This is a genomic window from Numidum massiliense (assembly GCF_001375555.1).
GTDB classification, from domain to species: Bacteria; Bacillota; Bacilli; order Thermoactinomycetales; family Novibacillaceae; genus Numidum; species Numidum massiliense.
The window spans coordinates 1,420,672-1,444,216 of sequence record NZ_CTDZ01000009.1 but is presented as its reverse complement, the minus strand read 5'-3'; the positions used below and the strand labels follow the sequence as shown (position 1 = coordinate 1,444,216).

Annotated in this window: 22 protein-coding genes; 18 read left to right on the top strand and 4 right to left on the bottom strand. The window is 50.6% G+C overall.

What is annotated here, in order from left to right:
• Window positions 1-179: 179 nt before the first annotated feature.
• Genes BN1247_RS07300 through BN1247_RS07280 form a run of 5 tightly spaced genes read left to right on the top strand, consistent with a single transcriptional unit; the run spans window position 180 to window position 6,727 of the window.
• Window positions 180-368 carry a twin-arginine translocase TatA/TatE family subunit gene (locus BN1247_RS07300; protein WP_054949790.1) on the top strand — a complete coding sequence of 63 codons (189 nt, stop codon included), beginning with the start codon at window positions 180-182 and terminating at the stop codon, window positions 366-368.
• Complete coding sequence (locus tag BN1247_RS07295) at window positions 365-1,222, top strand: 4Fe-4S dicluster domain-containing protein (RefSeq protein ID WP_054949789.1); 858 nt, start codon at window positions 365-367, stop codon at window positions 1,220-1,222. The genes BN1247_RS07300 and BN1247_RS07295 overlap by 4 nt, the downstream gene beginning before the upstream one ends.
• Window positions 1,223-1,252: 30 nt before the next feature.
• On the top strand, window positions 1,253-2,692 hold the full coding sequence (nrfD, locus tag BN1247_RS07290; protein WP_231633191.1) for an NrfD/PsrC family molybdoenzyme membrane anchor subunit: 1,440 nt from the start codon (window positions 1,253-1,255) through the stop codon (window positions 2,690-2,692).
• Window positions 2,685-5,852, top strand: coding sequence for a molybdopterin-dependent oxidoreductase (locus tag BN1247_RS07285; protein WP_231633190.1), 3,168 nt, complete (start codon window positions 2,685-2,687; stop codon window positions 5,850-5,852). Before nrfD ends, BN1247_RS07285 begins: the two co-directional genes overlap by 8 nt.
• Before the next feature lie 44 nt (window positions 5,853-5,896).
• Window positions 5,897-6,727 (top strand): TorD/DmsD family molecular chaperone, encoded by an 831-nt coding sequence (locus tag BN1247_RS07280; protein ID WP_187119740.1) that lies wholly within the window; start codon window positions 5,897-5,899, stop codon window positions 6,725-6,727.
• A 91-nt stretch (window positions 6,728-6,818) separates the two neighbouring features.
• Here BN1247_RS07280 and BN1247_RS07275 read toward each other — a convergent pair whose 3' ends face one another.
• A complete protein-coding gene (locus BN1247_RS07275; protein ID WP_054949787.1) occupies window positions 6,819-7,094 on the bottom strand; it encodes a hypothetical protein in 276 nt (91 codons plus the stop codon).
• Between the two features lie 361 nt (window positions 7,095-7,455).
• Between BN1247_RS07275 and BN1247_RS07270 the strand changes: the two genes are divergently transcribed.
• From BN1247_RS07270 to cls, 7 genes are all read left to right on the top strand, one after another.
• Entirely contained in the window at window positions 7,456-8,235 is a 780-nt protein-coding gene (locus BN1247_RS07270) for a hypothetical protein (RefSeq protein ID WP_054949786.1), read from the top strand.
• Between the two features lie 5 nt (window positions 8,236-8,240).
• On the top strand, window positions 8,241-8,612 hold the full coding sequence (locus tag BN1247_RS07265) for a GntR family transcriptional regulator (protein WP_054949785.1): 372 nt from the start codon (window positions 8,241-8,243) through the stop codon (window positions 8,610-8,612).
• On the top strand, window positions 8,609-9,337 hold the full coding sequence (locus BN1247_RS07260) for an ATP-binding cassette domain-containing protein (RefSeq protein WP_054949784.1): 729 nt from the start codon (window positions 8,609-8,611) through the stop codon (window positions 9,335-9,337). The genes BN1247_RS07265 and BN1247_RS07260 overlap by 4 nt, the downstream gene beginning before the upstream one ends.
• Window positions 9,327-10,253: an ABC transporter ATP-binding protein gene (locus BN1247_RS07255; RefSeq protein ID WP_054949783.1), complete on the top strand. Its 927-nt coding sequence runs from the start codon at window positions 9,327-9,329 to the stop codon at window positions 10,251-10,253. The genes BN1247_RS07260 and BN1247_RS07255 overlap by 11 nt, the downstream gene beginning before the upstream one ends.
• The gene (locus tag BN1247_RS07250; protein ID WP_074011075.1) at window positions 10,246-11,235 is read left to right on the top strand and encodes an ABC transporter permease; all 990 of its coding nucleotides are present in this window, start codon (window positions 10,246-10,248) and stop codon (window positions 11,233-11,235) included. Before BN1247_RS07255 ends, BN1247_RS07250 begins: the two co-directional genes overlap by 8 nt.
• Window positions 11,236-11,459: 224 nt before the next feature.
• Window positions 11,460-12,002 (top strand): RNA polymerase sigma factor, encoded by a 543-nt coding sequence (locus tag BN1247_RS07245; protein ID WP_054949782.1) that lies wholly within the window; start codon window positions 11,460-11,462, stop codon window positions 12,000-12,002.
• Between the two features lie 127 nt (window positions 12,003-12,129).
• Window positions 12,130-13,647, top strand: a complete 1,518-nt coding sequence (cls, locus tag BN1247_RS07240) for a cardiolipin synthase (protein WP_054949781.1) — start codon at window positions 12,130-12,132, stop codon at window positions 13,645-13,647.
• Between the two features lie 111 nt (window positions 13,648-13,758).
• Here cls and BN1247_RS07235 read toward each other — a convergent pair whose 3' ends face one another.
• Complete coding sequence (locus BN1247_RS07235; protein WP_054949780.1) at window positions 13,759-14,901, bottom strand: sensor histidine kinase; 1,143 nt, start codon at window positions 14,899-14,901, stop codon at window positions 13,759-13,761.
• A 16-nt stretch (window positions 14,902-14,917) separates the two neighbouring features.
• Window positions 14,918-15,631 carry a LytR/AlgR family response regulator transcription factor gene (locus tag BN1247_RS07230; protein WP_054951548.1) on the bottom strand — a complete coding sequence of 238 codons (714 nt, stop codon included), beginning with the start codon at window positions 15,629-15,631 and terminating at the stop codon, window positions 14,918-14,920.
• A 284-nt stretch (window positions 15,632-15,915) separates the two neighbouring features.
• Between BN1247_RS07230 and BN1247_RS07225 the strand changes: the two genes are divergently transcribed.
• The 6 genes from BN1247_RS07225 (at window position 15,916) to BN1247_RS07200 (ending at window position 22,509) form a co-directional block, all read left to right on the top strand.
• Complete coding sequence (locus tag BN1247_RS07225; RefSeq protein ID WP_054949779.1) at window positions 15,916-16,659, top strand: ATP-binding cassette domain-containing protein; 744 nt, start codon at window positions 15,916-15,918, stop codon at window positions 16,657-16,659.
• Window positions 16,656-17,822: an ABC transporter permease gene (locus tag BN1247_RS07220; RefSeq protein ID WP_054949778.1), complete on the top strand. Its 1,167-nt coding sequence runs from the start codon at window positions 16,656-16,658 to the stop codon at window positions 17,820-17,822. Before BN1247_RS07225 ends, BN1247_RS07220 begins: the two co-directional genes overlap by 4 nt.
• A 394-nt stretch (window positions 17,823-18,216) precedes the next feature.
• A complete protein-coding gene (locus tag BN1247_RS07215; protein ID WP_054949777.1) occupies window positions 18,217-19,536 on the top strand; it encodes a helix-turn-helix domain-containing protein in 1,320 nt (439 codons plus the stop codon).
• A gap of 572 nt (window positions 19,537-20,108) precedes the next feature.
• On the top strand, window positions 20,109-21,050 hold the full coding sequence (locus BN1247_RS07210; RefSeq protein WP_315969592.1) for a CvfB family protein: 942 nt from the start codon (window positions 20,109-20,111) through the stop codon (window positions 21,048-21,050).
• A 168-nt stretch (window positions 21,051-21,218) separates the two neighbouring features.
• A complete protein-coding gene (locus BN1247_RS07205) occupies window positions 21,219-21,734 on the top strand; it encodes a DUF6886 family protein (protein WP_054949775.1) in 516 nt (171 codons plus the stop codon).
• 1 nt (window position 21,735) lies between these two features.
• Complete coding sequence (locus BN1247_RS07200; RefSeq protein ID WP_054949774.1) at window positions 21,736-22,509, top strand: class I SAM-dependent methyltransferase; 774 nt, start codon at window positions 21,736-21,738, stop codon at window positions 22,507-22,509.
• Window positions 22,510-22,651: 142 nt separating this feature from the next.
• Here the strand turns inward: BN1247_RS07200 and BN1247_RS07195 are convergent, their stop codons facing one another.
• Window positions 22,652-23,521, bottom strand: coding sequence for an SDR family oxidoreductase (locus BN1247_RS07195; RefSeq protein WP_054949773.1), 870 nt, complete (start codon window positions 23,519-23,521; stop codon window positions 22,652-22,654).
• Between the last annotated feature and the right edge of the window lie 24 nt (window positions 23,522-23,545).

Sequence of the window (23,545 nt, the reverse complement as noted above, 5' to 3'; positions counted from 1 at the left end):
AACGGAAGTTGTCCATACGCCATTATGTCATACCGCACTGTGACATTTTGTCAGGGTGGGGCATCGCGAGGATGTTATAAAGCGCTAACACATTGCGTATACAGCTGTTTTAGCACTTGGCACACGACTTGCTTGTTATAGGGTGAGCCGTTCAAAAACAGGTGATGGAGGGATCACACATGCCGAGCATCGGTGTTCCTGGTTTGATCATTATATTAGTTGTCGCCTTACTTCTATTCGGTCCGAGTAAGTTGCCGGAACTCGGTCGCGCCGTCGGGACGACGCTGAAAGAATTTAAGCGCGCCACGCGTGAGCTGACCGCGGACGACAGCGACAAGTCACAAAAAGAGGGGGAAGATAAACGATGAAGGACGTTTATCATCGCCTTTTGAACAATTTCGTGCAAGGGGCACAAGAAATTCTCGCCGACTCGCCGTACAGCACCGCCCTCGGCTTAAATATGGCCGAAGATGCACGCCGTCTATCAAGTGGGAAAATGACGCGCGAGCAATTTGTTAAAAAGTACGACTCACAAGTGAAAAAAGAGTTCGGCGAACGTCTCCAGCTAGTAGAAGAGTCGAAGCGGAAAGGGCCGCGCTGGGGAATGGTGATCGATTTACAAAAGTGTGTCGGCTGCGACACGTGTACAGTGTCGTGTAAAGCGGAAAACCGCACCCCGCCCGGCGTGTCCTACAACGTCGTGTTAGAAGAGGAGACGGGGACGTTTCCGAACGTCAGCCGCGTCAACTTGCCACGGCCGTGCATGCAGTGCGACAAACCGCCGTGTGTCGCCGTCTGTCCCGTGCGCGCTACGTATAAGCGCGAAGACGGGATCGTCGCTATCGACAACGACCGTTGTATCGGCTGCCGCTATTGCATGGTCGCCTGCCCGTACGGCGCGCGCACGTACGATTTCGGCGACAGTTACGAAGAAGAGATGACGAGCTTTGACGCGGTACAGGCGCCGGAGTACGGCATGGAGCGCGGCGAGCGGAAGAAAAACAAAACGCCGATTGGCACCGTGCGCAAATGTTCATTTTGTTTCCACCGCTTGCAGCGCGGCGAAGAACCGGCTTGTGTAGAGACGTGCATCGGCGACGCCCGTTATTTCGGCGACCTCGACGACCCGAACAGCGTCGTGTCCAAGTTGGCCAACAGCCCGCGCGCCTTCCGCCTGAAGGAAGAGTTAGGCACAGAACCGCGCGTCATTTACTTAATGTGAACAAATTAACGAATGAAAGGAGCGATTAACGTGTCCACAACGGATAGTGTAAAAATGCGGGGGTTAAGGCGCCCCGGAACGAAGGACACGGCAATGAGCGAGCCAGCTGCGAAGCGATCCGAGAAGCCATCCGAGGCAGAGCCGTCTACGAGGAACGGTGCGGGCGTGCAGCCGTCTACCGTGACAGGAACTAAAGCACAGCAGGCCGAAGCGGTTCAGTCTCGGAAAGGGCAGCGAGGCTTTAAACTGTGGATCGCTGTGCTAGCCGTCCTGTTCGTCATCGGCGGCAGCGCCATCGTGTACCGCTTAGTCGAAGGGCTTTCCGTCACTAATTTGAACCAATTCGTGCCGTGGGGTGCGTGGATCGTTTTTTACATCTTTTTCGTCGGCTTGAGCGCAGGCGCTTTTCTATTGTCGACGCTCATCTTCGTATTCGGGATGGAGCAGTATGAAAAAGTGGGGCGTTACGCTTTATTTACCGCTTTTGTCTGCATGATCGTCGCGCTCACCTTCGTCTTTCTCGACATCGGGCGGATGGAACGGTTTTGGCACTCACTCGCTTATTGGAACATACTTAGCATGCTGTCGTGGGAAGTGCGCTTTTACCTTGTGTACGTCGTACTGCTCATGACGGAGTTGTACTTCTCCATGCGCGTCGATTTAATTACGCGTTCCCGCGAAGGTACCGGATGGGTGGCGAAGCTCAGTAAATGGTTGACACTCGGCAGTACCGACACGTCCGAGGAATCGCAGAAGAAAGATCACCGTTGGATGAAAATTCTCGGCATTTTAGGCATTCCGATCGCGATCATCGGCGTGCACGGCGGCACAGGGACGCTGTTCGCCTTCGTCAAAGCACAGCCGTACTGGAACAGCGCCCTTTTCCCGATCGTCTTCGTCGTCTCCGCTCTCGTTTCCGGCACGGCGCTACTTACAGCGATGTACGTCATTCAAAATAAAGTGCGCGGCCGCGAAGTCGACGTGCCAATGGTCAAAGGGTTAGCGAACTTAATGGTTTTTTTCCTAGCAATCGACTTACTGCTCGAGTTTTACGAGTTTCTCGTCGGCTTTTACAACTTGGAACCAGCGGAAATGGCAATTTTTAAAGTAATGTTTACCGGACCGTTCTCGTGGTCGTTCTGGGGGGTACAAATATTGCTCGGTTCCGTCGTCCCGATCGTCATCGTCGCCAGCAAAAAATTGCGCGACAACGTGTGGTGGCTTATGGCGGCAGCGATCCTCATCGTCATCGGCATCATCGGAGTGCGCTTCAACATCGTCGTCCCGACGCAAATCGTACACCCGCTAGAAGGAATGCCGCACGGGTACTACAGCCCGAACCTCGTCGAGTGGCTAGCGTCGATCGGTGTCGTGGCAATGGGTTTAATCATTTACTCGTTTGGTGCGAAGTGGTTGCCGCTAGAAGTGGAAGATAAAGCGGAAGAGGAAGAGGTGATGACCCGTGGCTGATCAACACAATCGTAAACAAACGCCAGACGGTGTGCTACAAGAACTTGTCGAGAATGACGGGAAGTCGGACAAAAAAATGTCGCGTCGTTCCTTTATTAAAGGGGCCGGTATTTTAGGGGCGATGGCGCTCGTCTCCCCGTTCTTTACGAGTCCGCTGCGCCAGTTGACGCACAATGTGTGGGAAGATAAAGATCACGGCATCGGCACGAGTTACCAAGATTACACGGCGGAAAACGTGCTGTACACGACGTGCGAGCAATGTAACACCCACTGCACAATCAAAACGTACATTATGGAAAATAAACGAAACGGGCACACATCACTCGTACGCAAAATCGCTGGCAACCCGTACAGTCCACTCAATATGGTACCGTTCGGACAAATCGACTACGACACTCCCATCGCCAAAGCGGCGCTCGGCGGGGGTAGCGTCGCCGTAGCGGGAAGAGGGTTTCGCGGTGGCCGGACGTGTTTGAAAGGGCAGGCAGGCATTCAGACGGCTTACGACGCCTTTCGCGTCCGCACGCCGCTGAAGCGGGTTGGCCCGCGAGGCAGTGAAAAGTGGATCAGCATTAGTTGGGAGCAAGCGTACAAAGAAATTCTCGAAGGCAGTCCCGACCTCGGTACGCCTGGCTTGAAACAGTTATGGGCGTACGCGCCGGAAGATAAAGTGATGGCCGACTGGGAAAAAGTGAAAGAGGGCAAGATGACGCAAGAAGCCTTCGATAAAAAATACAGCGATGTGCTAATTGACACGAAGCACCCCGACTTCGGGCCAAAAGCGAACCAAATCGCTTGCCTCGGCGGCGATCGGCGCGACTTCATGCAAGAGCGCATTTGGGCACAAGGGTTCGGCAGCGTCAACTTTGACGACCACGGGTCCATATGCGGTGTGAGCAGCGTCATCGGCAACCAAAACTCGTTCAGCGTCAACCGTAAGCGGCGCACGTACGCCGACTTGGACAACGCGGAGTTCATGCTCGTCTTCGGCACGAACCCACTCGTGGCGAACAAAGGGCCGACGTGGCTGACCCCGAAAACGATGAATGCGAAACAGCGCGGCATGAAGATGGCGGTCGTCGACTCGCGCATGAGTAAAACGGCGGAAAAAGCGGACATTTGGGTGCCAATCATTCCCGGGACGGACGGGGCACTGGCACACGCGATTGCTCGTTGGATGATCGAGCACAAAAAATTCGACGAGCGGTATTTGACGAATCCGAATGCCGAGGCAGCGACGAAAGACGGCGAACCGACGTGGAGCGACGCGACCCACTTAGTCAATTTGAGCGACGAGAAGCGGCCGAAATTACGCGCTTCCGATTTAGGAATCGGCACAGAGGAACAGTTTGTCGTCCTTTCAGGCGGTAAGCCAACGGTAAGTGACAAAGCGGCGGAGGGCACGCTGGAAGTCGATACGACAGTCAAAGGGATGCGCGTCAAATCAGTTTTTGCGCTGTACAAAGAAGAAGTGATGAAAAAATCACTCGCGGAATACGCCAAAATTACCGGCATAAGTAAGGCGCAAATTATCGAGTTGGCGAAACAATTTACGTCCTACGGCAAAAAAGCGGTCGCCTGGCTGTACCGCGGCCCGGCGATGCATACGAACGGCTATTACAACACGCGGGCGATCAACTGCCTCAACCACTTGATCGGCAACTACGACTGGAAGGGCGGCAGTTTGTCCGGGGGCGCTGATTATGCGCCGTTCGAAGGCAACTACGACTTATTAAACGTGCCGAACGGGCATGCGCCATGGGGCATTCCGATCACGCGCAAACAGTCAGCGTATGAAAACAGCTCTGTCTATGCACGCGACGGCGGGTATCCGGCGCTCCGGCCGTGGTTCCCGACGACGGGGAACTCGTCCCACGAACTCATTCCGAGCGCTGGCGAAGGCTATCCGTACGGGCTGAAGGCACTGTTCATTTACCGCATGAACCCGATTTTATCCATGCCAGCTGGCCATAAAAACATCGACGTGCTACGGGATCAGCAAAAAATTCCGCTACTCGTCTCACTTGACGTCACGCTTAGCGAAGGGGCAAAATACGCGGACTACGTGCTACCCGACTTGACGTATCTCGAACGGTGGGGGCAAGAGACGATCTACCCGAACCTCCCGCTGAAGCTCAGCAGTGTGATGCAGCCGGTGACGCGCGTCGTCAAAGAAGCGCGTGCAGTCGAAGACGTCTTTATCGACTTGTTAAAGGAAATGAAATTGCCAGGCGTCGGCAAGGGCGCCTTTACGGACGGCAGTCCCCTCGACTCCGCCGCAGACTTTTACTTAAAAATGGCCGCCAACATCGCCTACAACGACGAACCGGTGCCTGATGCAAACAGCGAAGAAATCAAACTGTTTGCGAAGGCGCGGCAAAAAGCGCTCGGCAACTACTTCGACGACGAGCGATGGAAAAAAGCGGTGAAGCCGGAAGAGTGGGCGAAGGTCGTCTACGTGTTAAACCGCGGCGGGCGATTTGAAGCGGCGGGCAACGAATACGTCGGGGAGAAACTGAAGTACCAGTTTGCGGGGCAAGCGGACTTTTACGACGAAAAAGTGGCCGGACAAAAACATTCCTTCAGCGGGGAGTACTACAGCGGCATTCCCCTCGTGGAACAAATTAAAATGTACGACGGCGATGCGTACGAGAGCAAGTACCCGTTAATTATGACGAACTGGAAGGCGCGCCACGTCGGCACTCACCGCAACATTTCTTCCGCTTGGCTGCGAGAAATTCGCTCCGCTAACCCAGTGTGGATGAATCCGCGCGACGCTAAGCAGCGCGGCCTTAAAAACGGCGATGGGATTGAAATTAAGTCCGACAGCTTCACCGCCAAAGGAGAAGTGATGGTGACGGAAGGGATCCGACCTGGTGTCATCGGCTGTAGCTACAACTTCGGGCACTTCGCCTACGGCTCCAAACCGGTGAAAATCGACGGCAACTGGACCGGAGCGGCGAAGCGGTACGGGCATACGTCGTTTGAGTTTTCCAAGCCGATGCACGAGGTGCGTCAATACGCGCAAGGGCGCGACACCGGCTTTTCCGCCAACAACTTATTGAGCATCGATCCGAGCCTCGGCAACAACGCGATGTTTGACCCGATTGGAGGCGCAGCGGCGCAACTGTTTACCCGGGTGGAGGTGAAGAAGGCGTGAAACGTATAAATGCAGGAACTGCTATTATAGATGGTAGTGATGAGATGAACGGCACTTGGCCGGAAGTGGCGTGTGGGACGAAAAGTAGAGAAAGCACTGGTCGTACACCCGGGTGCACAGTGAACGTAGGCCACGAGGAAGTTGGCCATAAGATCGTAGACCATAAGAAGAAAAACTATGGGAAGAAAAGCTACGGGAAGGAAAGCTGTGGGAAGGAAAGCAAGTTGCACGGGAGTCGTGCGTCTGGCAGGAAAGGGGAGGAAGTGACAGAAGCTGACGACGACGATCGCTTGGAAATACTTCGGGCACGCAGTCACGTCTATCTCCTGCTCGCGCAAACGTTTTTTGGCAACTTCGAACCGTTAGTTGAGGCGGCCAAGCCGCTAGCGGTCGTGCTTGAACGAGAAGAGCAAGACTTACTTAAACTTGTGCGGCAACTAAAGGTCACGTCGCTGTTCGACTTGAAACTGCAGTATGACAATTTGTTCGTTGCACCCGGGCCGCACTACGTCCCGCCGTTTGAAGCACACCATCGCCTTGAGTCGTGGGAAGGGTATGAGCAGCTCAGTCAGTTTTATACGTCGGTCGGTTTTCACTTTCCGTTTACCCAACTGGAGCGGTTGGATCACATCGGCTGCGAACTAGCGTTCATGCACTTCTTGATCGAAGGCGAGATCGCCAGCTTAGTAAACGGCGAGGCGAAAAAAAGCCCCCAGTTACACACGTTGCAACATGCGTTTTTAGCGCAACACTTGAGCGTTTGGGTCGATGCGTTTGCAAGACAAGTCGGACAAAAGTTGACGCGTGGGTTTATGCGCGACGTCGCGGCGTACATGCGCCGTTTCATCGCCCGCGACTACGCCCAGTTTTTGTGACGTACACTAATTAGTTCATTCCAATAATTACACAAGAAGCCGTGCTTTTTTAGATCGTCAACGAAGGAGGACAGTCATTGATTGTTAACTGTTAACTGTCCTCCTCCAAGTACTCTTCCTTCAATTGGGGGAATCTTTTTTTTGCGCCTATACTGCCAACTCGACAACCGCTCAATTCGTCGACACTTGCCGAAAACCCTCCATTACCATTTACAATTCCTTCGACCATTAGTCCACCCAGTGAACTCCTCTTAACACGTATAAATTCGACTGTTTCTATACCCTCGTATTTTTTTCGAATATGCTTCTCAACACTCTCTTTGGCCTTCTCGGCAATTTTTTTGTCAATCATCACATTACTCTTCACATAATAACCTCCTAATATTATAACAATTATTAAGATGACTGCTATAGTCCATGGTGGAACAAACAGTTAAAGACGTAGGAGAGGATATAAACCACCTCTTTCGAAAATCGTGCAAAAAAGCAGTTGACAACTAGAACTGTATGAGTGTATTATACAAATAGTACACTCATACAGTGCTGACACAGCAGCTGATCGAACACGCAGATCTACATACTGTCTTCCGTCCAAATGCTAATCGCTGCTCGCATTGCACACGACACGCGTGCGACACGTAACGTGCTGCACGTCAAGTGCACTTTTTTAACGATCTAGTGTATGAGGCTACTAATACACTCACTCATTTTGGAAAGTAGGTGGTATAATGCACCCTTTTTCTGGTCTGTTACGTAAAGAATTACGTTTAACGCGCAATGTGTTTTTCTTTCTCGCAGGCGTTTACTTGCTCGGTGCGCTCACACTTTTTAGCTGGCCAATAGCGAAAGGGAGCACGCGGGCGGAAATCTTTTTAATGCTCGGCTCCTTTGTCATTTTGCTGGTGTGCATGTTTATCGTCACTGTATTCACGGTGAAAAGCCTCGGCGAAGAGCGGAAACAGCTGCAACTATGGCTACACAACCCGCAGCCGGCGTGGAAGCTGCTCGCAGTCAAACTACTCGTAGCGACAGGGAAGGGTCTCGTCTTTATTATCTCTGGCGTATATTTGTTGCACTTGTTGATCAGCAAGTATTGGGAGGAAGACTGGCTGGCGAAAGTCGGTGGGGGAACGTTTTTGTTTGAAACGGGAGCAGTCTTTATCCTCGCTTCCGTGGGATGCGCCATTTGGTACGTATTTGCGTGGTCGTTTTACTGTGTGCTGCGCAAGCGGTTCGGTCGCTGGAGCTTTTGGCTCACACTGGCCTTCATGATTTTGCTCGGCTGGTTGTTTATTAAGTTAGAAACGTTGCCTCTATTTGAGCAATTGTTCGCCGCCACGGAAAGTGAAATGAACAAGGCCGCCTTAAAAATATCTGGCGATCATTTTCACCTCTTGCTCGATTTAAACATGTCGTTAAACGCACCGTACATCGTCTACCAGATTTTCGTGAGCGCCATTTTATTCGCGATCTCCAGCTGGTTGATCGACAACGCGGTAGAGGTGTGAATGCGATGGGGGAACAGTTCATTACTTCAAAGCCGATCTACTTGCAAATCGCTGAACGGGTGATGAAGAAAATTGTGCGCGGCCATCTGCAACCGGGTAGCAAATTGCCCTCCGTGCGCGAATTGGCGCTGCAATTTAAAGTCAATCCGAACACGATTCAACGGACGTACAGCGAATTGGAAAGGATGGAAATTGTGGCGACGAGACGGGGCCAAGGCACATTTGTGACGAGCGATGAAGCTATCCTCGCCGAGCTTCGCGAACAGCTCAAGCGCGAGCATGTAAACATGTTCGTTAACGACATGAAAGAGATGGGCGTCGGCTTCGAGGAAGCGATGCGCATTGTACGTGACGCCTATGGGGAGGGAGACAGATGATCCAGCTAGAGCACGTGACGAAGACGTATTTGACGAAAGTCGTCGTCGACGATGTGACCGCGACGTTTCCTACAGGAAAAATCGTCGGCGTCATCGGGGAAAACGGCAGTGGCAAATCGACGCTGCTGAAGTTAATGGCCGGCCTCATCCGCCCGTCCAAAGGAACGGTGACGATCAGCGGCCGCCCCGCGACGCGGCGCATTAGCGATACGGTCGCTTACCTATCCGAGTCGGAAACGTTGTACCGCCAGTTTACGATTGCGGAGACGGTCAATTTTTTCGCCAGCCAATTTCGTGACTTTAATTTGCAAAAAGCGACCGAGCTCATGCACTTTATGCAACTCGACCCGCAAAAAAAAGTATCGCACTTGTCAAAAGGACACCGCGGCCGCTTAAAGATGGCACTCGTCCTCGCACGCGACGTGCCGGTCATTTTACTCGATGAACCGCTCTCTGGGCTCGACCAATTCGTGCGCAGTGCCATCGTTGAAAGTTTACTTTCCTTTCTCGATTTAGAAAAACAAACGGTCATCTTGACGACCCATGAATTGATGGAGTTAGAGACGATTCTCGACGTCGTCGTCGCGATTCGCGCCGGAAAGATCGTCGCGATGTCCGATGTGGAAACGGTGCGCGAAGTGGCAGGGCAAAGTTTAGTCGCTTGGTTAAAAAATGTGTATGAAACAAAAACAAATGGGTTAGGAGGGCGCAACGATGCCAGTTAAACCAATCGTTCAATTGACACACGTCACTAAAAAAATCGGCAGTAAGACAATTATCGACGACTTGTCCTTCGACATTTATCCAGGAGAAGTACTCGGTCTGTTGGGTCCGAACGGCGCTGGGAAGACGACGACGATCCGCATGATCGTCGGCCTTATGGGGCTGACGAGAGGCGATATCGTCATTAACGGCTACAGTATCGAAAAGCAGTACGTGCAAGCAGCAGCGCACGTCGGGGCGATCGTCGAAAACCCGGAAATGTATAAATTTCTAAGCGGATATCAGAACCTCGTCCACTATGGGCGTATGATTAAGGGGATCGACAAGCGGCGTATCGACGAAGTCATCCGCCTCGTCGGGCTCGAGAAGCGAATTAAAGAAAAGGTGAAGACGTATTCCCTCGGGATGCGACAGCGGCTCGGGTTGGCCCAGGCACTGCTTCACTCGCCGAAACTGCTCATCCTCGACGAGCCGACGAACGGCCTCGACCCGGCCGGAATCCGCGAAATTCGCGAGTACTTGCGCAAACTGGCTCACGAAGAAAACGTCGCTGTGCTCGTGTCCAGTCACTTGCTCTCGGAAATGGAGTTAATGTGTGACCGCATCGCCGTCATCCAAAACGGGCGGCTCATCGACGTGCAGACGGTGCAAGCGTTCGTCAGCGAAGAACAGCAAATGGCGGTAACGTTCAACGTGGAGCCACTCGCGGAAGCGCAAAAAGTCGTGCAGCAGTCGTTCCCGAAACATACGGTGCAGCGCGAGCAAAGCGCGCTTGTCGTCGAACTGGAACGGGAACAAATCCCGCAACTGACTACACAGCTCGTGCAAGCAGGTGTGCGCGTCTACGGAATCGCCACGGTGAAAAAATCGTTAGAAGACAAGTTTATCGAAGTGACGGGAGGGAAACAAGTTGTCTAATTTCTTTTCACTCGTACGCAATGAAAATATGAAACTGTACCGCCGTCTCGGTACGTATGTCATGATTGGCTTACTCGTCCTCGCCGTCATCGGCGTCGGGATGATCCATAAGTTTTTTGAAGAGCAAACTGGAGATTGGAAAACAGAATTGCGCGAACAAAATAAGGAGATTGAGGAGAGGACACAGGAAGAGGCAGCCGAAGTCGAAGGTGGTCAAGCAAGTGAAGCTGGGGGCGAAGCGGCGATCGGCGATAACATGGACGCCTTCGACCAACATATGTATGCCATAAACAACTACCGCCTCGAACACGACATCCCACCGTCGGAAACGACACTGTGGGGTTTTATGAACAACGGCGTCGACCTCACCAGTCTCGTGACACTGTTTACGATTATCGTGGCGGGTGGCATTGTCGCCTCGGAGTTTTCTTGGGGAACCGTTAAGTTGTTGCTCATTCGCCCGGTGCGGCGGACGAAAATATTGCTAGCGAAATATGCGGCGACATTGATGTTCGCCCTGACGCTGCTCATCGTCTTATGTGTAGCAACCTTCCTTATCGGCGCGATCTTCTTCGGCTTTAGCGGTTTGGGGGATCCGTATCTCGCCTTCGTCGACGGCAAGGTCGTCGAAAAGAGCATGGTCGGACACTTGTTCACGAAGTACAGTCTCGAATGTGTCAGTCTCGTGATGATGGTGACGTTCGCGTTCATGATCTCGACTGTGTTTCGCACGGATGCGCTGGCGATTGGCTTGTCCATCTTTCTCATGTTTACCGGTAACACACTCGTCTTCAGCTTAAGTAAGTACGAGTGGGTGAAATACATTTTGTTCGCCAATACGGATCTTAGCGTGTACTTTGACGGCCAGCCCATCGTCGAAGGGATGACGCTCGGCTTTTCCGTCACCGTCCTGCTCATCTACTTTGCTGTCTTTTTCGTCACGTCGCTGCTCGTGTTTAAAAAACGCGACGTCGCCGCGTAGTCATTGCCGTCACTGTCTCGTCTTGCGTACTGTTTAGTCGCGTTAGTCGCTACGTAGACGAAAGAAAACATAGATGTTATATAGACGTTATGCGAAACCGACGTCCGGGGACGTAGGAGTAAATGTCCGATAGGAAGCAGTTGCCTGTTCGCGGACGCGTCCATGTCCATGCCATATAAAGTGAGGCGTCCATTCGTTAGTAGGGCACAAAGGAGGTTACCGTCATGAACGACCAACAGCAAGAATTGCGGCGTATGTTTGAAAAGTTTTATCAACGCGTCTATCAAACGGCGTTTTACGTCGTAAAAGATGTCCACTTAGCGCAGGACGTGTTGCAGGAGACATTTATAAAAGCATTCCGCCACATTGAGCGGTGTCCGGAAGGTGAACAGGCAGGGGCGTGGCTAGCGACGATTGCCTCGCGCACGGCAATCGATTTTGTCCGCAAGCAAAGCAGGCGACCCGCTGTGCCTTTAGATACAGCCATAATCGAAGCGAATGCAATGAGGCGCGAAGTTGCCTCGTCGGTTGAGCGACAAGTAGAAAATGCGTTCACGGTTGAGGAAGTCCTCCGCAAAATTGACACCCTACGTCCGAAAGCGCGCTCGGTCGCGATCCTAAAATTTTTACACGAACTAAAAGACGACGAGATTGCAGAGGCTCTCGATTTAAAAGTCGGTACCGTCAAGTCGAGACTGTATCGCGTAAAAAAAGAGTTGCGCCTCTCGATGCAGCGCAAACGGATGATGAACAGTGCGAGCCTTTAATCGCTTGTCCTTATATGGTAAAATGACGTTGCCTTCAGGCGCGTCTTTTTACTTTTTATGCAAATAATCGTTCACTGTCTAACCGTACTTACGACGCTTGCCGAGTTGAGAAAAGGAGCAGGTAAGTATGAAAAAGAGGTTCCAACTGTTAGGGATCGTCATTGTGACACTCATTGTTGGCTATGCTTTAAAACAATGGTCGGACGTTATCTTATACGTGACAGGAATCGTCATTGAACTCGTCGGGATGGTCATCACCGTGCGACTACTCCTTTGGGATAAACGGAGTACGAATTCTAAAGTCGCTTGGATTGCCGTCATTTTCATTCTACCGATTATAGGCGTGCTCTGTTATTTATTTTTTGGACGAAACCCGCAACGACGACCTTTCCACGTCAACCAAACGTCAGAGATCGCCAAGTTATCGGACGCTGTTCAAGCGTTGCCACGCGGCGATTTTGGGAAAACAGCTCCAGAGCTAGCCCTGCGCATGGAACATTTAACGGGATTTCGGGCGGCGTATGGCAATGACGTACAGCTTTTAACTAATGGCGAAGAAACGTTTCCCGCCATGTTAGAGGCACTTAAGCAAGCGCGACACCATATTCACATGCAGTTTTACATATACCGCGAAGATGAGATCGGTACGGAAATACGCGACATACTGATCGCGCGAAGTCGCGCAGGCGTCGAGGTGCGCTTTATGTACGACGACTTAGGTTCCAAACATTTGACGGAGTCGTTTTTGGCGCCGCTGCGCGAAGCTGGCATCGACGTGCACGCCTTCGATCCCTTTCGCTCTATCTTGGTCGCTCGTACGGCCAACTTTCGCAACCACCGCAAAACGGTCGTCGTCGACGGACAGATCGGTTTTACGGGCGGTTTGAACGTCGGTGAAGAATACCGTAGCAATACGGACGAGTTTACAATTTGGCGCGATACGCACTTGCGCCTAGAGGGAACCGGTGTGCGCGGACTGCAGGAGGCGTTCTTAACCGACTGGGTTTATATGGAGAACGAAGCGGGTGCTGCGGATCCGTTTATTAGCGAAGCAGGCATACAGCGTTACTTTAACCCTACTCGCGCGGGCGACGACTGGGCGCAAGTCGTGTACGGCGGACCTTACGACAAAGAACATTGCGTGCGCGACGCAATGCTCAATTTAATTGACTCCGCTAAATCGTCCGTCTGGATCACGTCGCCCTACTTTGTGCCCGACGAAGAATCGTTAGCTGTCTTGCGCCGCGTCGCGATGAGCGGGATTGACGTGAAGCTCTTACTTCCGGGAAAAGGTGATGCGTTCACCTCCTTCCACGGAAGTAACGCCTACGTCGATACGATGCTCGCCGCGGGAGCAGAAGTGTACGCGTACCGCGACGATTCGTTCATCCACTCGAAGGTTGTGCTCATCGACGAGGAGCGCGCCGCAGTCGGGACGGCCAATTTTGACTTCCGCAGTTTTCGCTTAAATCACGAATTAATGGTCTTTCTATACGAACAGAACGAGGCTGTCACACAGTTGAAACGGGACTTTGAAAATGACCTCGCAGCTAGTAGGAAGTATACAATCGACGACATGAAGAACAAACCAGTGCGGCAGCGCTTAAAAGAGAACTTGTCGAGTTTGTTGTCGCCAATGTTATAGTGTAAGCGTACAGAGTTTAACCGTTACCTTTGACGCACGCACGACTAACCTTACTCCCTAACGTACGGCTGCCAACATGATTTCATGAACGTGGGATTGACCCTTATTGATTTATTGATGCTCTTTAACGACGATTGGTAACTTAATTTTTATCGTCAACAGCGGGGGTTCGTACGTAAAGGACAGCTTTCCTCTGTGGCGGGCGACGATGTCGGCGATAATGAACGTGCCGAGCCCCTCGTGCTCCCCGCCTTTTTCCGATGGATGAAACGTCTTAAACAACGAATCGAGGCGGTTGCTCGCGATCGGCAGAGTCGTATTGCTAATCGTTAAGATGTAAATCCCACTGTAGTATTCCGTGCTGAGAGCAATCGCAGGACGGACGAAAGACGTTTCCCCCAGTGCGTCGTCAATTTGTATTTGCGGCACTGTCTCAGCTGTCACTGCGGAAGCGGATTCCTTAGCAGCTTCTACTGTCGTTTCGACGACCGATTCGGATCCCTCATTCGTTTCTTTACTGGCGACTTCTTCCGCAACTTTTTCCGCCGCCTCGAAACTGTTAGCTAGCAAGTTAGCGAGGAGTTTACTTTGCTCGACCGCTGGCAGCGGCAATTGGGACAGCGGAAGGCGCAAATCGTAAGTGAGGGCGATTTGCTGTCGCTCGGCCAACGTCGCATAACGAAGCAAAATAGCGGCTATGTGTCCTTCCTCCCCTTTGAGCGACGCGTTCGTTTTTGTATACTCCCCGCAGAGCGCGTCGATGTATTGCTCTGCTTCCCGATGCTTTCGTTCAGTTAACAAATGTTGCAGGACGTTAACGTGCTTTAAAAAGTCGTGCCGCTCGGCGCGCACGCGGCGAAACGCCGCCTCGCGCTCAGTCTGCTCCGCACGCAGGGCTTGTCCGTTACGGGTGTCCCGAAACCACTGTGGAAACAATTGCTGTCGCAACCCACCGGCGAGAAGGAGGCCAAACCAGCTGACGAGTGTGCTCGCAGTTGGTGCGGGTAGCGCGAGCAGAAGCAAAAAGACGAGCTGCACACATAAAAACGGTACGGTAAGCCGCGGTGGCAATGTGCGTAAATAAATGTGCAGCTGGCGTAAACGGCGTCCGTACCACAATAGAAAACAGAGGAACGTCGTACAGACACTCGCCAGCACAGAAACAGATTTCGTTATGTTCGGGTTTAAGGCAAGCGCAGCAAGCGCGCCGGCGTAAATAAAGAAGATTGTCAGCCAATGCAAGGTAGAAATCACGAATCATTACTCCTACTTAAAAAAATTGCTGTTGCAGTTTATCCAAATTCGCTTTCGTAATCATCGCTGTTTGATCCGTCTGTTGAAAGGTGACAGTGTACGAATTTTTCGCGTACAAGGAGAAGTTTTTTATAAAGTGGATATTAATAATGAATCCCCGGTGTGCACGCAAAAAGTTTCGCTTCGACAGTTGCTCTTCCAACTCGTTGAGCGATTGATACGTCGTATACTCGCCGTCGATTGCGACAATCGTCGTCCGCCGACCCGTCCGTTCAATAAATATAATATCCTTTGTGCGAATAAAGACGATGTCAGTTTTGCTTTTTAAGACGAGTTTATCCCTTTCGCGGGCGGTAGGCTCTGTTCGTTGTAACCGCTGGATCCCTTTTAACAGCCGCTCCTTGGAGTAAGGTTTCATAATGTAATCGAGCACGGCGATCTCAAAGGCGTGCACAGCGTAACCGCTGTGGCCCGTGACGAAAATCACTTTTATGTCGAGGGCGTAACTGTTGATGAAATCGGCGAGTTCGTAGCCCGATAGGTGCGGCATTTCGATGTCGGTAATAAGCAAGTCGATGTTCGCCGTTTTGAGCTTTTCGTAAGCTGCTTTCGCGTCACTCGTCGCAAAGACGATGTCGACATCGTCTTCCTTAGACAAAATAAGCGACATTTTTTCCAAATCGTACGGGTGGTCGTCAACTAAGCCGACTTTAATCGTTCCTTCTATCATTCCATTCACTATTTAAGTCATCCTATTCACACTTCAATCGTTCCGCTTGTCATACGTCTATTACTTATAGGATATCCCTTTTACTATTTTAACACGTTTTCGACGGCATCTGGCGCATTCGCGACGAGAAAAGGCCTTTTCGCGACAGGATCGCAGCCCCTAGAGTGGCTCTTTTATATAATGAAGACAGCTCAAAACGCGTTGTTAAGGACGCAAACCGAAGGAAAAAAAATTAACGACGTAAAAATAATGCGGGACATTTTTCCGCAGGGGAGGCGATTCGCGTGATCGAAGTTAACGGTGTTTCCCGACAGTTCCGGGAGAAAAATAAAACGATTCACGCCGTACAAGACGTGTCGTTTACAGTGAAGCGAGGGGAGGTCGTCGGGTTGCTCGGCGAAAACGGCGCCGGCAAAACGACGCTGCTGCGCATGATCTCGACGGTGCTCGAGCCCAGCGCGGGGACGATCGCCATAGGCGGCGTCGACGTGACGCGTGCGCCAGAAAAAATTAAACGGCGCATCGGCGTGCTGTTCGGAAGTGAAACCGGGTTGTACGACCGACTGACGGCGCGGGAAAACTTAAAGTACTTTGCGAAAATGTACGGGTTGAGTAAGCACGAAACGAATGTGCGCATTAACGACTTGGCGATCCGCTTCGGGATGAAAGACTACCTCGACCGCAAAGTCGGCGGCTTTTCCAAAGGGATGCGGCAAAAGGTGACCATCGCGCGTACGTTGCTACACGATCCAGACGTCATTTTGCTCGACGAGCCGACGACTGGGCTCGACATCACGTCGGCGAACATGTTTCGCGAAGTGATTCACCGCTTGCGCAAAGAAGGGAAAACAATTATTTTTTCCAGCCACATCATGGACGAAGTCGAGCAGCTATGCGAGTCTCTCGTCATGATCCACAAAGGGCGTCTCGTGTACAGTGGCACGAAGGCCGAGCTGTTCCGGCAAGAAGAGAGCGACGATCTGAACTACATTTTCATGTCGAGACTCGTGAGGGGGGCTACCGCATGACGGGGCACGTTTACTACAAGGAAATGGTCGATACGATGCGCGACCGCAAAACACTTCTGCTTAGCATTATGTTTCCTATTATGTTCATGGTCGGGCTTATTTTCTTGTTTGAGTTCGTGATGTTCGCGGACAGTACGGATCAGATCAAGGTTGCGGTGAGCAAAGGCAACACCCCGGTGCACGAATGGCTGAAAGAATCAGATAAGTTTCGTGTCACCGCAGTTAGTGACCCCGTACAGCGAGTAAAAGACGGAGAAGCGGCAATTGCTGTCAAGGTGCCGTCCAATTTTGCGAAAAAAATGGCGGCGAACGAAACTCCGGAAATCGCTACCGTCATTGATCCGGGAAGCCAAAAGGGGAATGAAGCCGCAGAACTGTTAGGCAGTTATTTTGCAGGAAAAAAACAAACGCTCATTTACGAACGCCTCGCGGCAAACAATATTGATGTAAAGACGATTGAACCGTTTCAGCTTGCCCAAAAGAATATCGGCGGCGAAGAAGAACACGCCTCGCTCATGATGCTTGGCATGTTTGCACAGATGGTCATCGTGTTTGCGGTACTCATGGGCGGCATGCCAGCGGCGAACGATTTGTTCGCCGGAGAGAAGGAGCGGAAGACGATGGAGGCGTTACTCATGACTCCGGTGAAACGGCTGCACCTCATCGTCGGCAAGTGGCTAGCGATCGCTACTTTAGGGATCATAAGCGGTATCTTCTCCGTCGTAACGTTAATCGTATCGGTGACCTTTTTTACGGAAAAATTATCGGCGGCGTTAAAGTTAGACGACAGTTTGTTCCCCTTCATCGGGACGTTACTCATCGGCATTGTGGCACTCGCCTTTTTACTCGCCAGCATCGAAATGATCGCCAGCCTTGCCGCGAATACGATGAAGGAAGCGCAAAACTATATCGCACCGATCTCGATGCTCGTCATGGTGCCGTACTTTTTACTCATCAATACGTCGGTTAACGAATTGGCGACCTACCACTTCCTCATTCCGGTGATGAACGTGTGTGCCTTAATTAAGCAGTTGATTTTCGGCGTGTACGATGTGACGAGTGTCGTCTACGTCGTTGCCAGTTCGCTCGTCTTTATCGGTCTCACGTTCGGCATCGCCTATGCGATGTTCAAAAAAGGGAAGTGGGTACTCGGCAAGTCTTAATCTTGTCTTAATCTGTAGCAAGACCGTCGTATACAGGCTGTTGGGGTGAACGGAAACGGAGGTTCTCGCTGGGCGAAACCTCCGTTTCGTGTATGGCACAGACATGGTGCCGCTCGTGTCGAAATACGTTAAATACATTAAATGACTGCATCCCTGTGTATACTAGGGAAATTTTCATCCATGTTTTTAATTAGCAAGCAGTATGTAGTGTGCATGTGGCTTAAAATCCCGATGTGAGTACAACATGGTTTGCCTTATACAAGGAGCTGAGTCACGCATCTCCATATTGTTAAATATTTGTCTACGATCACGATTTTATTTAAAAAAGGAGAAGGATTATTTTGATGCGTGTCGAATATTACATTCATCAGGTCATTAAAGGGGGAGTGTGGAAGTGAAAAACATTGACGGAATTGAGCTTGGTAGGATTATTCGTCAGCGTCGCAAGGAGTTGGGATTAACTCTTAGCGACCTAGCAAGTGAACGTATTTCCGTACCTACAATTAGCAACATCGAACGTGGCATTGTGCAAAATGCCAGCAGTGACAAGGTTCGGTATGTCATGAACGCTTTAAGGCTTGATGAAGACACATTAAAGGAAAGGATGTCTCCCGGTAAAGATGCGAAACGGGAAATTGAGTCCACGTTGTCGCTCATCGAACAACTGATTGCTAGTGGTCTTTGTGAGCGTGCGGAAAAACTAATTTGCCAATTGGAACGCAATGAAGTAGCGGTTGAAGATGAGGGTTTAAAGATTCGTATCAACCTCGCGTATGCGTCTCTCCTATGTCGTCAGCTAGAATGGAAGAAGGCTTATGCTCAATTGACCGATGTTATTAGCGATGTGGAGGAATATGGAACGTCCCCTGGGTTAAACGTGATGACGCTTGCTTATAATCGTTTGTCCGCCTGTGCTTTCTATGGTGATAATGATTTCATGCAAGCTGTGAACTATGCAGACAAGGCATTAGAGGTGTTCGATCCGGAAGGATTTCGGCCATACCTCAAAGGTGACGCTATCTTTAACAAGAGTATTTATTTGTTCCATGCTGGAAAAGACGCTAGTGCGTACCATTGTTTGCTTCAACTTAAAGGTTTGTGTGAGCAATATTATGACATGCAGACGATTGTGAGCGCATACAATTTAGAGGGGATTATTTTAAGACGGCAGGGGGTGTATGAGCAGGCACTTGACGCATTTCGACAAGGAATTGACCTATGTCATAATGACAACGACTTAGCCAGCAGACTGTATTTAAATATGGGTTATGCATATGCGACTATGCGGCGTTGGAAAGATTCAGAACTATGTTTTTGCATTGTTCACGATCTATGTAAGCTTACAGGTAACAAGGAACGTAGGGCATTAGCTTATGTTGCGTGTGGTGAAATGTACTTTCATCAAAAGGTGTATGATCGTGCAAAAGAATGCTTGGAGAAAGCGCATGAATTTCAACGTTATTTGACCACGCCAAGGGATTATCTACATTTGCTAGTATTTAAGGCGCGTATGGAATTGCATAGCGGCAAGTCGAATGTTGAAACGTGCGAAATAGGACTCGGTCTTGCTGACACGCACGATCTCCACGACCAAGCAAAAGATTTGCACTTCCTTTTAAGTCAATATTACGATAAAATTGGAGATAAGGACAAGTGCCTTGATGCAATGAAGGGGATTATGCTGGTTGAAACAATGAGTAGAGGAGGACTGTAAACTTGAAAAAGCTATTGTTTGCCGTCGTAGTTGTTGCTGTTCTCTCTATCCCAGTGTCTGCATTTGCTGTTGATGATGCTAAACCTATTGTGCGTGCAAACTCGACCCAGCAGGGTAAGTAAGAATATGACAAATGCCCATTTGTATCAAAAATGGGCATTCTTATTATATATTATAATTATTCCGGAGGATATGCAGAAGATGACCTATGATTAATGAAAAATACTATTAAGCAGATAGACCATTATCTACAGTATCCATGTCAAAAGATTGACGTAGATTCAGTTTAACAAAAATCAGTTAGCTTTAACAGTTTCCACTCGACAATCTAGATAACCTTAATTATCCTTCCTTTCATATGATTTACCTCTAGACAGTTTAAAAATGCCATTTGGTGGCTAGCGATCGCTACTTTAGGGATCATAAGTGGTGTTTTATTCCTGTGTCTCTTGAAGATTTTTTTCTTATCTTTAAGGTGATGAAACTTGTCAATGGATGTGCATGGATCGTCGCCGTGCTGTGGTACAATAAGTGCGGGTTATACATATTTGCCGATCAATCGGCGATAAACGTTGATTAAAACAAGAAAGAAGGAACAAACGATGACGACGACGTTGTTAGCGGGAGAAATAGTCGACCTAGAGGTGGCGCGTAAAAGCGACTTTGGCTATTTTTTGACGGACGGCACGCAAGATGTGTTACTGCACCAAAACGAAGCGGTGCGCACCTTGGAAGAAGGTGAGACGGTGGAGGTGTTTTTGTATCACGACCACAGCGGCCGCCTGGCGGCGACGATGACGATCCCGGAGGTGACTTTTACCAACTTTGCGTGGGCGAAAGTCGTCGGGGTCGAACCGCATCTCGGGGCATTCATCAATATTGGCATCCAAAAAGACGTGCTCTTGTCCAAAGACGACTTGCCGCGCGACCGCAGGAAGTGGCCACAAGTAGAAGACAACCTGTACTGCAGTTTAAAAGACGATCGCAAAGGGCGCCTCTTGATTGCCCTAGCGGAAGAAAGTGAATTTGCAGCGCTCATGCGCGAGGCACCGTCCACGGCGTTAAACGATTGGGTGACCGGGTCCGTCTACAAACTCATTGCCGACGGCGCTTTTTTGTTTACAGATCAACATTACATCGCTTTTTTGCACCGCGAGGAAATGACGGGTGGCGTGCGCTTAGGGGAGAAGGTAACAGGACGCATCGCCTACGTGCGGGGCGACGGGCGGGTAAACATTTCGCAGTTGCCCCGCAAAGAGCACGCCTACGCCGATGATGCACAGGCGATTTTAGACTATCTCATCGCGCAAAGAGGGCGAATGCCGTACGGCGACAAAAGCGATCCCGCCGATATTAAACGCGTCTTTCACATCAGTAAAGCAGCGTTCAAACGCGCACTCGGTAAGTTGCTGAAAGAGCGTAAGGTGTATCAGGAGGATGGCTGGACATATTTGACAAAACATATGGCACAGGCGACGTTTCCGGACAAAGACATAGATATAGACGAGGAGTGATCATCGCCGTACGCATAAAAGGAGTGAGACGATAGCAAGGACATGATCATGAGATACATGACAAGATACATAAGTATTTCTTATCATATCGTATAATTTATTTGTTATTTACTTATGCAGAAACTGCAGTATGCTTATGTTTATAAGGAAGCGAAGGGGTGCTACGTTATGAACGTCTTATACCATTTTAGCGAGGACCCACATATCGACGAATTTGTCCCGCGCGCGACTAATTCTCGGAAACATTTAGAGCCAGTCGTGTGGGCGATTGACGCGGCTCATGCGGTCAACTATTACTTCCCACGCGACTGTCCGCGCATCGTCTACTCGCGCACAACAAATATTAGTCGGGAAGATGAGGAACGGTTTTTTGGCCATACAGAAGCGCATACGGTGATTACTGTAGAAAGTAAGTGGTATGAGGCGATCCGGTCGACGACGCTTTATAAATATACGTTTGACGGACGCAATTTTCAGCTGTGTGACGAGATCGCTGGCTATTACGTCTCTAATAGCACAGTACGGCCACTGGCAGTCGAACCGATGGGGGATTTAATACAGGCGATTGTGCGGACAGGGGTCGACCTTCGTTTTACCCCGAATTTATACCGCTTGCGCGATGCACTCGTCAACTCGACGTTACGCCAGTTTTCGATTATTCGGTTTCGGAATACGGAGCATTAGTATGTCTATCGATTTTCACGATCGAAAAAACCGAGAATCTTACGCTGCGCGAAGGGCGGCGAACGAATGGATAGAGCTAATCGATCGCTATTGTCACATTCAAGATAGCTACATCCTCGATGTCGGTTGCGGCGGAGGGATCTATACAAAGGCGTTAGCGCAAGCGGGGGGGCGTGTAACAGGGGTAGACTATTCCGCAGAAATGCTGCGCGGAGCCGCGGAAAATTGCCGTAGACTTAGTAATGTCCGATTGATCCAAGGAGACGCCTTGCACACCGGATGTGAGGCGAAATCGTTCCATATTGTACTAGAACGCGCCCTCATTCATCACTTGCGCGATTTAGACAGATGCTTTCGCGAAGCGAACAGAGTGTTGAAAAGTAAGGGAAGGCTGATCATCCAAGACCGAACGCCGGAAGATTGCGCGCTACCGGGTAGTCCTATGCACCTGAGAGGGTATTTTTTTGAGAAGTATCCACGTCTTTTGGACATCGAGTTGCAGCGGCGTCATTCGCAGAGGAAAGTAACGCGAGGACTCGAAGATAATGGCTTAAAGGTAATACCCGAAACGTCGTATTGGGAAACGCGCAAAGTATATGATAACTTCGCACAATTGAAAGCGGATTTAATGCAGCGTACAGGCAGATCGATTTTACACGAATTGACGGATCGCGAGTTATCGGATCTGTGCGATTTCATTGCACGGCAGCTCGGTGACAGGGAGTCGATCCGCGAGAAAGACCGCTGGACGATTTGGATCGCCGAAAAGCAATAGGTTACGTATCTGTGGACCGATGGTAGACGACCAAAAAATACTTTTTAGTATAAGCGGGATTAAGCGTGGCGTGCGCGTACCGATCTCGCTTAATCGCGTACGCGCAGAAAGCCGGATCGTACCGTACAGGTACTTTTCGTGCTTATCCGTTTACGGCTGTGCCACCGTTAGGGTGGATCATTTGTCCGGTTATGTAAGAAGCATCGTCTGCGGCGAGAAAAACGTACGCGGGAGCTACCTCGACTGGCTGACCTGCCCGTTTCATCGGGGTGTCGCTCCCAAATGTGGCCACCTGTTGTGCGGAAAACGACGCCGGAATGAGCGGCGTCCAGATTGGCCCCGGGGCGACTCCGTTGACGCGAATGCCTCGTCCGACGAGCGCTTTAGCGAGAGAGCGCGTAAATGTAACGAGTGCACCTTTTGTCGCTGAGTAGTCAATTAACTGCTCGTTTCCTTCGTAGGCGGTAACAGAAGCTGTGTTAATGATCGCGCTGCCAGGCTGTAAATAGGGTAGCGCTGCTTTCGTCAAATAAAAGGCAGCGAAGACGTTCGTCGCGAAGGTACGTTGCAATTGCTCCGCCGAGATGTTTTCGAAAGCTGTTTGCACGTGTTGTTCGGCGGCGTTGTTAACGACAATATCAAGCCGACCAAGAGCGGTAACCGTTTCGGTTACAGCTTGCTGACAAAACGACTCATCTCCAACGTCTCCTGCGATCGTTAGACAGCGGTGCCCTAATTGTTCAACCGCCCGTTTCGTTTCTGCCGCGTCGCTGTGCTCGTTGAGGTAGACAATAGCGACATCGGCACCTTCCTTGGCAAAAGCGACGCAAACGGCTCGCCCGATCCCGCTGTCGCCGCCGGTAACAATAGCCACTTTCCCTTTTAATTTGCCGCAGCCGATGAGATTTGGATCGTCGTACGTCGGGCGCGGGTTCATTAGTGATTCGAGACCGGGTTGATCGTTTTGGTGCTGTGGCGGAAACGGGGGGCCGAGATTTGTATGTGTCGGCATGTCGGTTAACACTCCTTTTCTTCG

Coding starts and splice junctions, on each gene's coding strand:
- BN1247_RS07255 (WP_054949783.1), top strand. CDS start 9,327: ATGCCAGTTAAACCAATCGTTCAATTGACACACGTCACTAAAAAAATC.
- BN1247_RS07260 (WP_054949784.1), top strand. CDS start 8,609: ATGATCCAGCTAGAGCACGTGACGAAGACGTATTTGACGAAAGTCGTC.
- BN1247_RS07270 (WP_054949786.1), top strand. CDS start 7,456: ATGCACCCTTTTTCTGGTCTGTTACGTAAAGAATTACGTTTAACGCGC.
- BN1247_RS07205 (WP_054949775.1), top strand. CDS start 21,219: ATGAACGTCTTATACCATTTTAGCGAGGACCCACATATCGACGAATTT.
- BN1247_RS07230 (WP_054951548.1), bottom strand. CDS start 15,631: ATGATAGAAGGAACGATTAAAGTCGGCTTAGTTGACGACCACCCGTAC.
- BN1247_RS07220 (WP_054949778.1), top strand. CDS start 16,656: ATGACGGGGCACGTTTACTACAAGGAAATGGTCGATACGATGCGCGAC.
- BN1247_RS07295 (WP_054949789.1), top strand. CDS start 365: ATGAAGGACGTTTATCATCGCCTTTTGAACAATTTCGTGCAAGGGGCA.
- BN1247_RS07245 (WP_054949782.1), top strand. CDS start 11,460: ATGAACGACCAACAGCAAGAATTGCGGCGTATGTTTGAAAAGTTTTAT.
- BN1247_RS07280 (WP_187119740.1), top strand. CDS start 5,897: ATGAACGGCACTTGGCCGGAAGTGGCGTGTGGGACGAAAAGTAGAGAA.
- BN1247_RS07195 (WP_054949773.1), bottom strand. CDS start 23,521: ATGCCGACACATACAAATCTCGGCCCCCCGTTTCCGCCACAGCACCAA.
- BN1247_RS07300 (WP_054949790.1), top strand. CDS start 180: ATGCCGAGCATCGGTGTTCCTGGTTTGATCATTATATTAGTTGTCGCC.
- BN1247_RS07200 (WP_054949774.1), top strand. CDS start 21,736: ATGTCTATCGATTTTCACGATCGAAAAAACCGAGAATCTTACGCTGCG.
- cls (WP_054949781.1), top strand. CDS start 12,130: ATGAAAAAGAGGTTCCAACTGTTAGGGATCGTCATTGTGACACTCATT.
- BN1247_RS07265 (WP_054949785.1), top strand. CDS start 8,241: ATGGGGGAACAGTTCATTACTTCAAAGCCGATCTACTTGCAAATCGCT.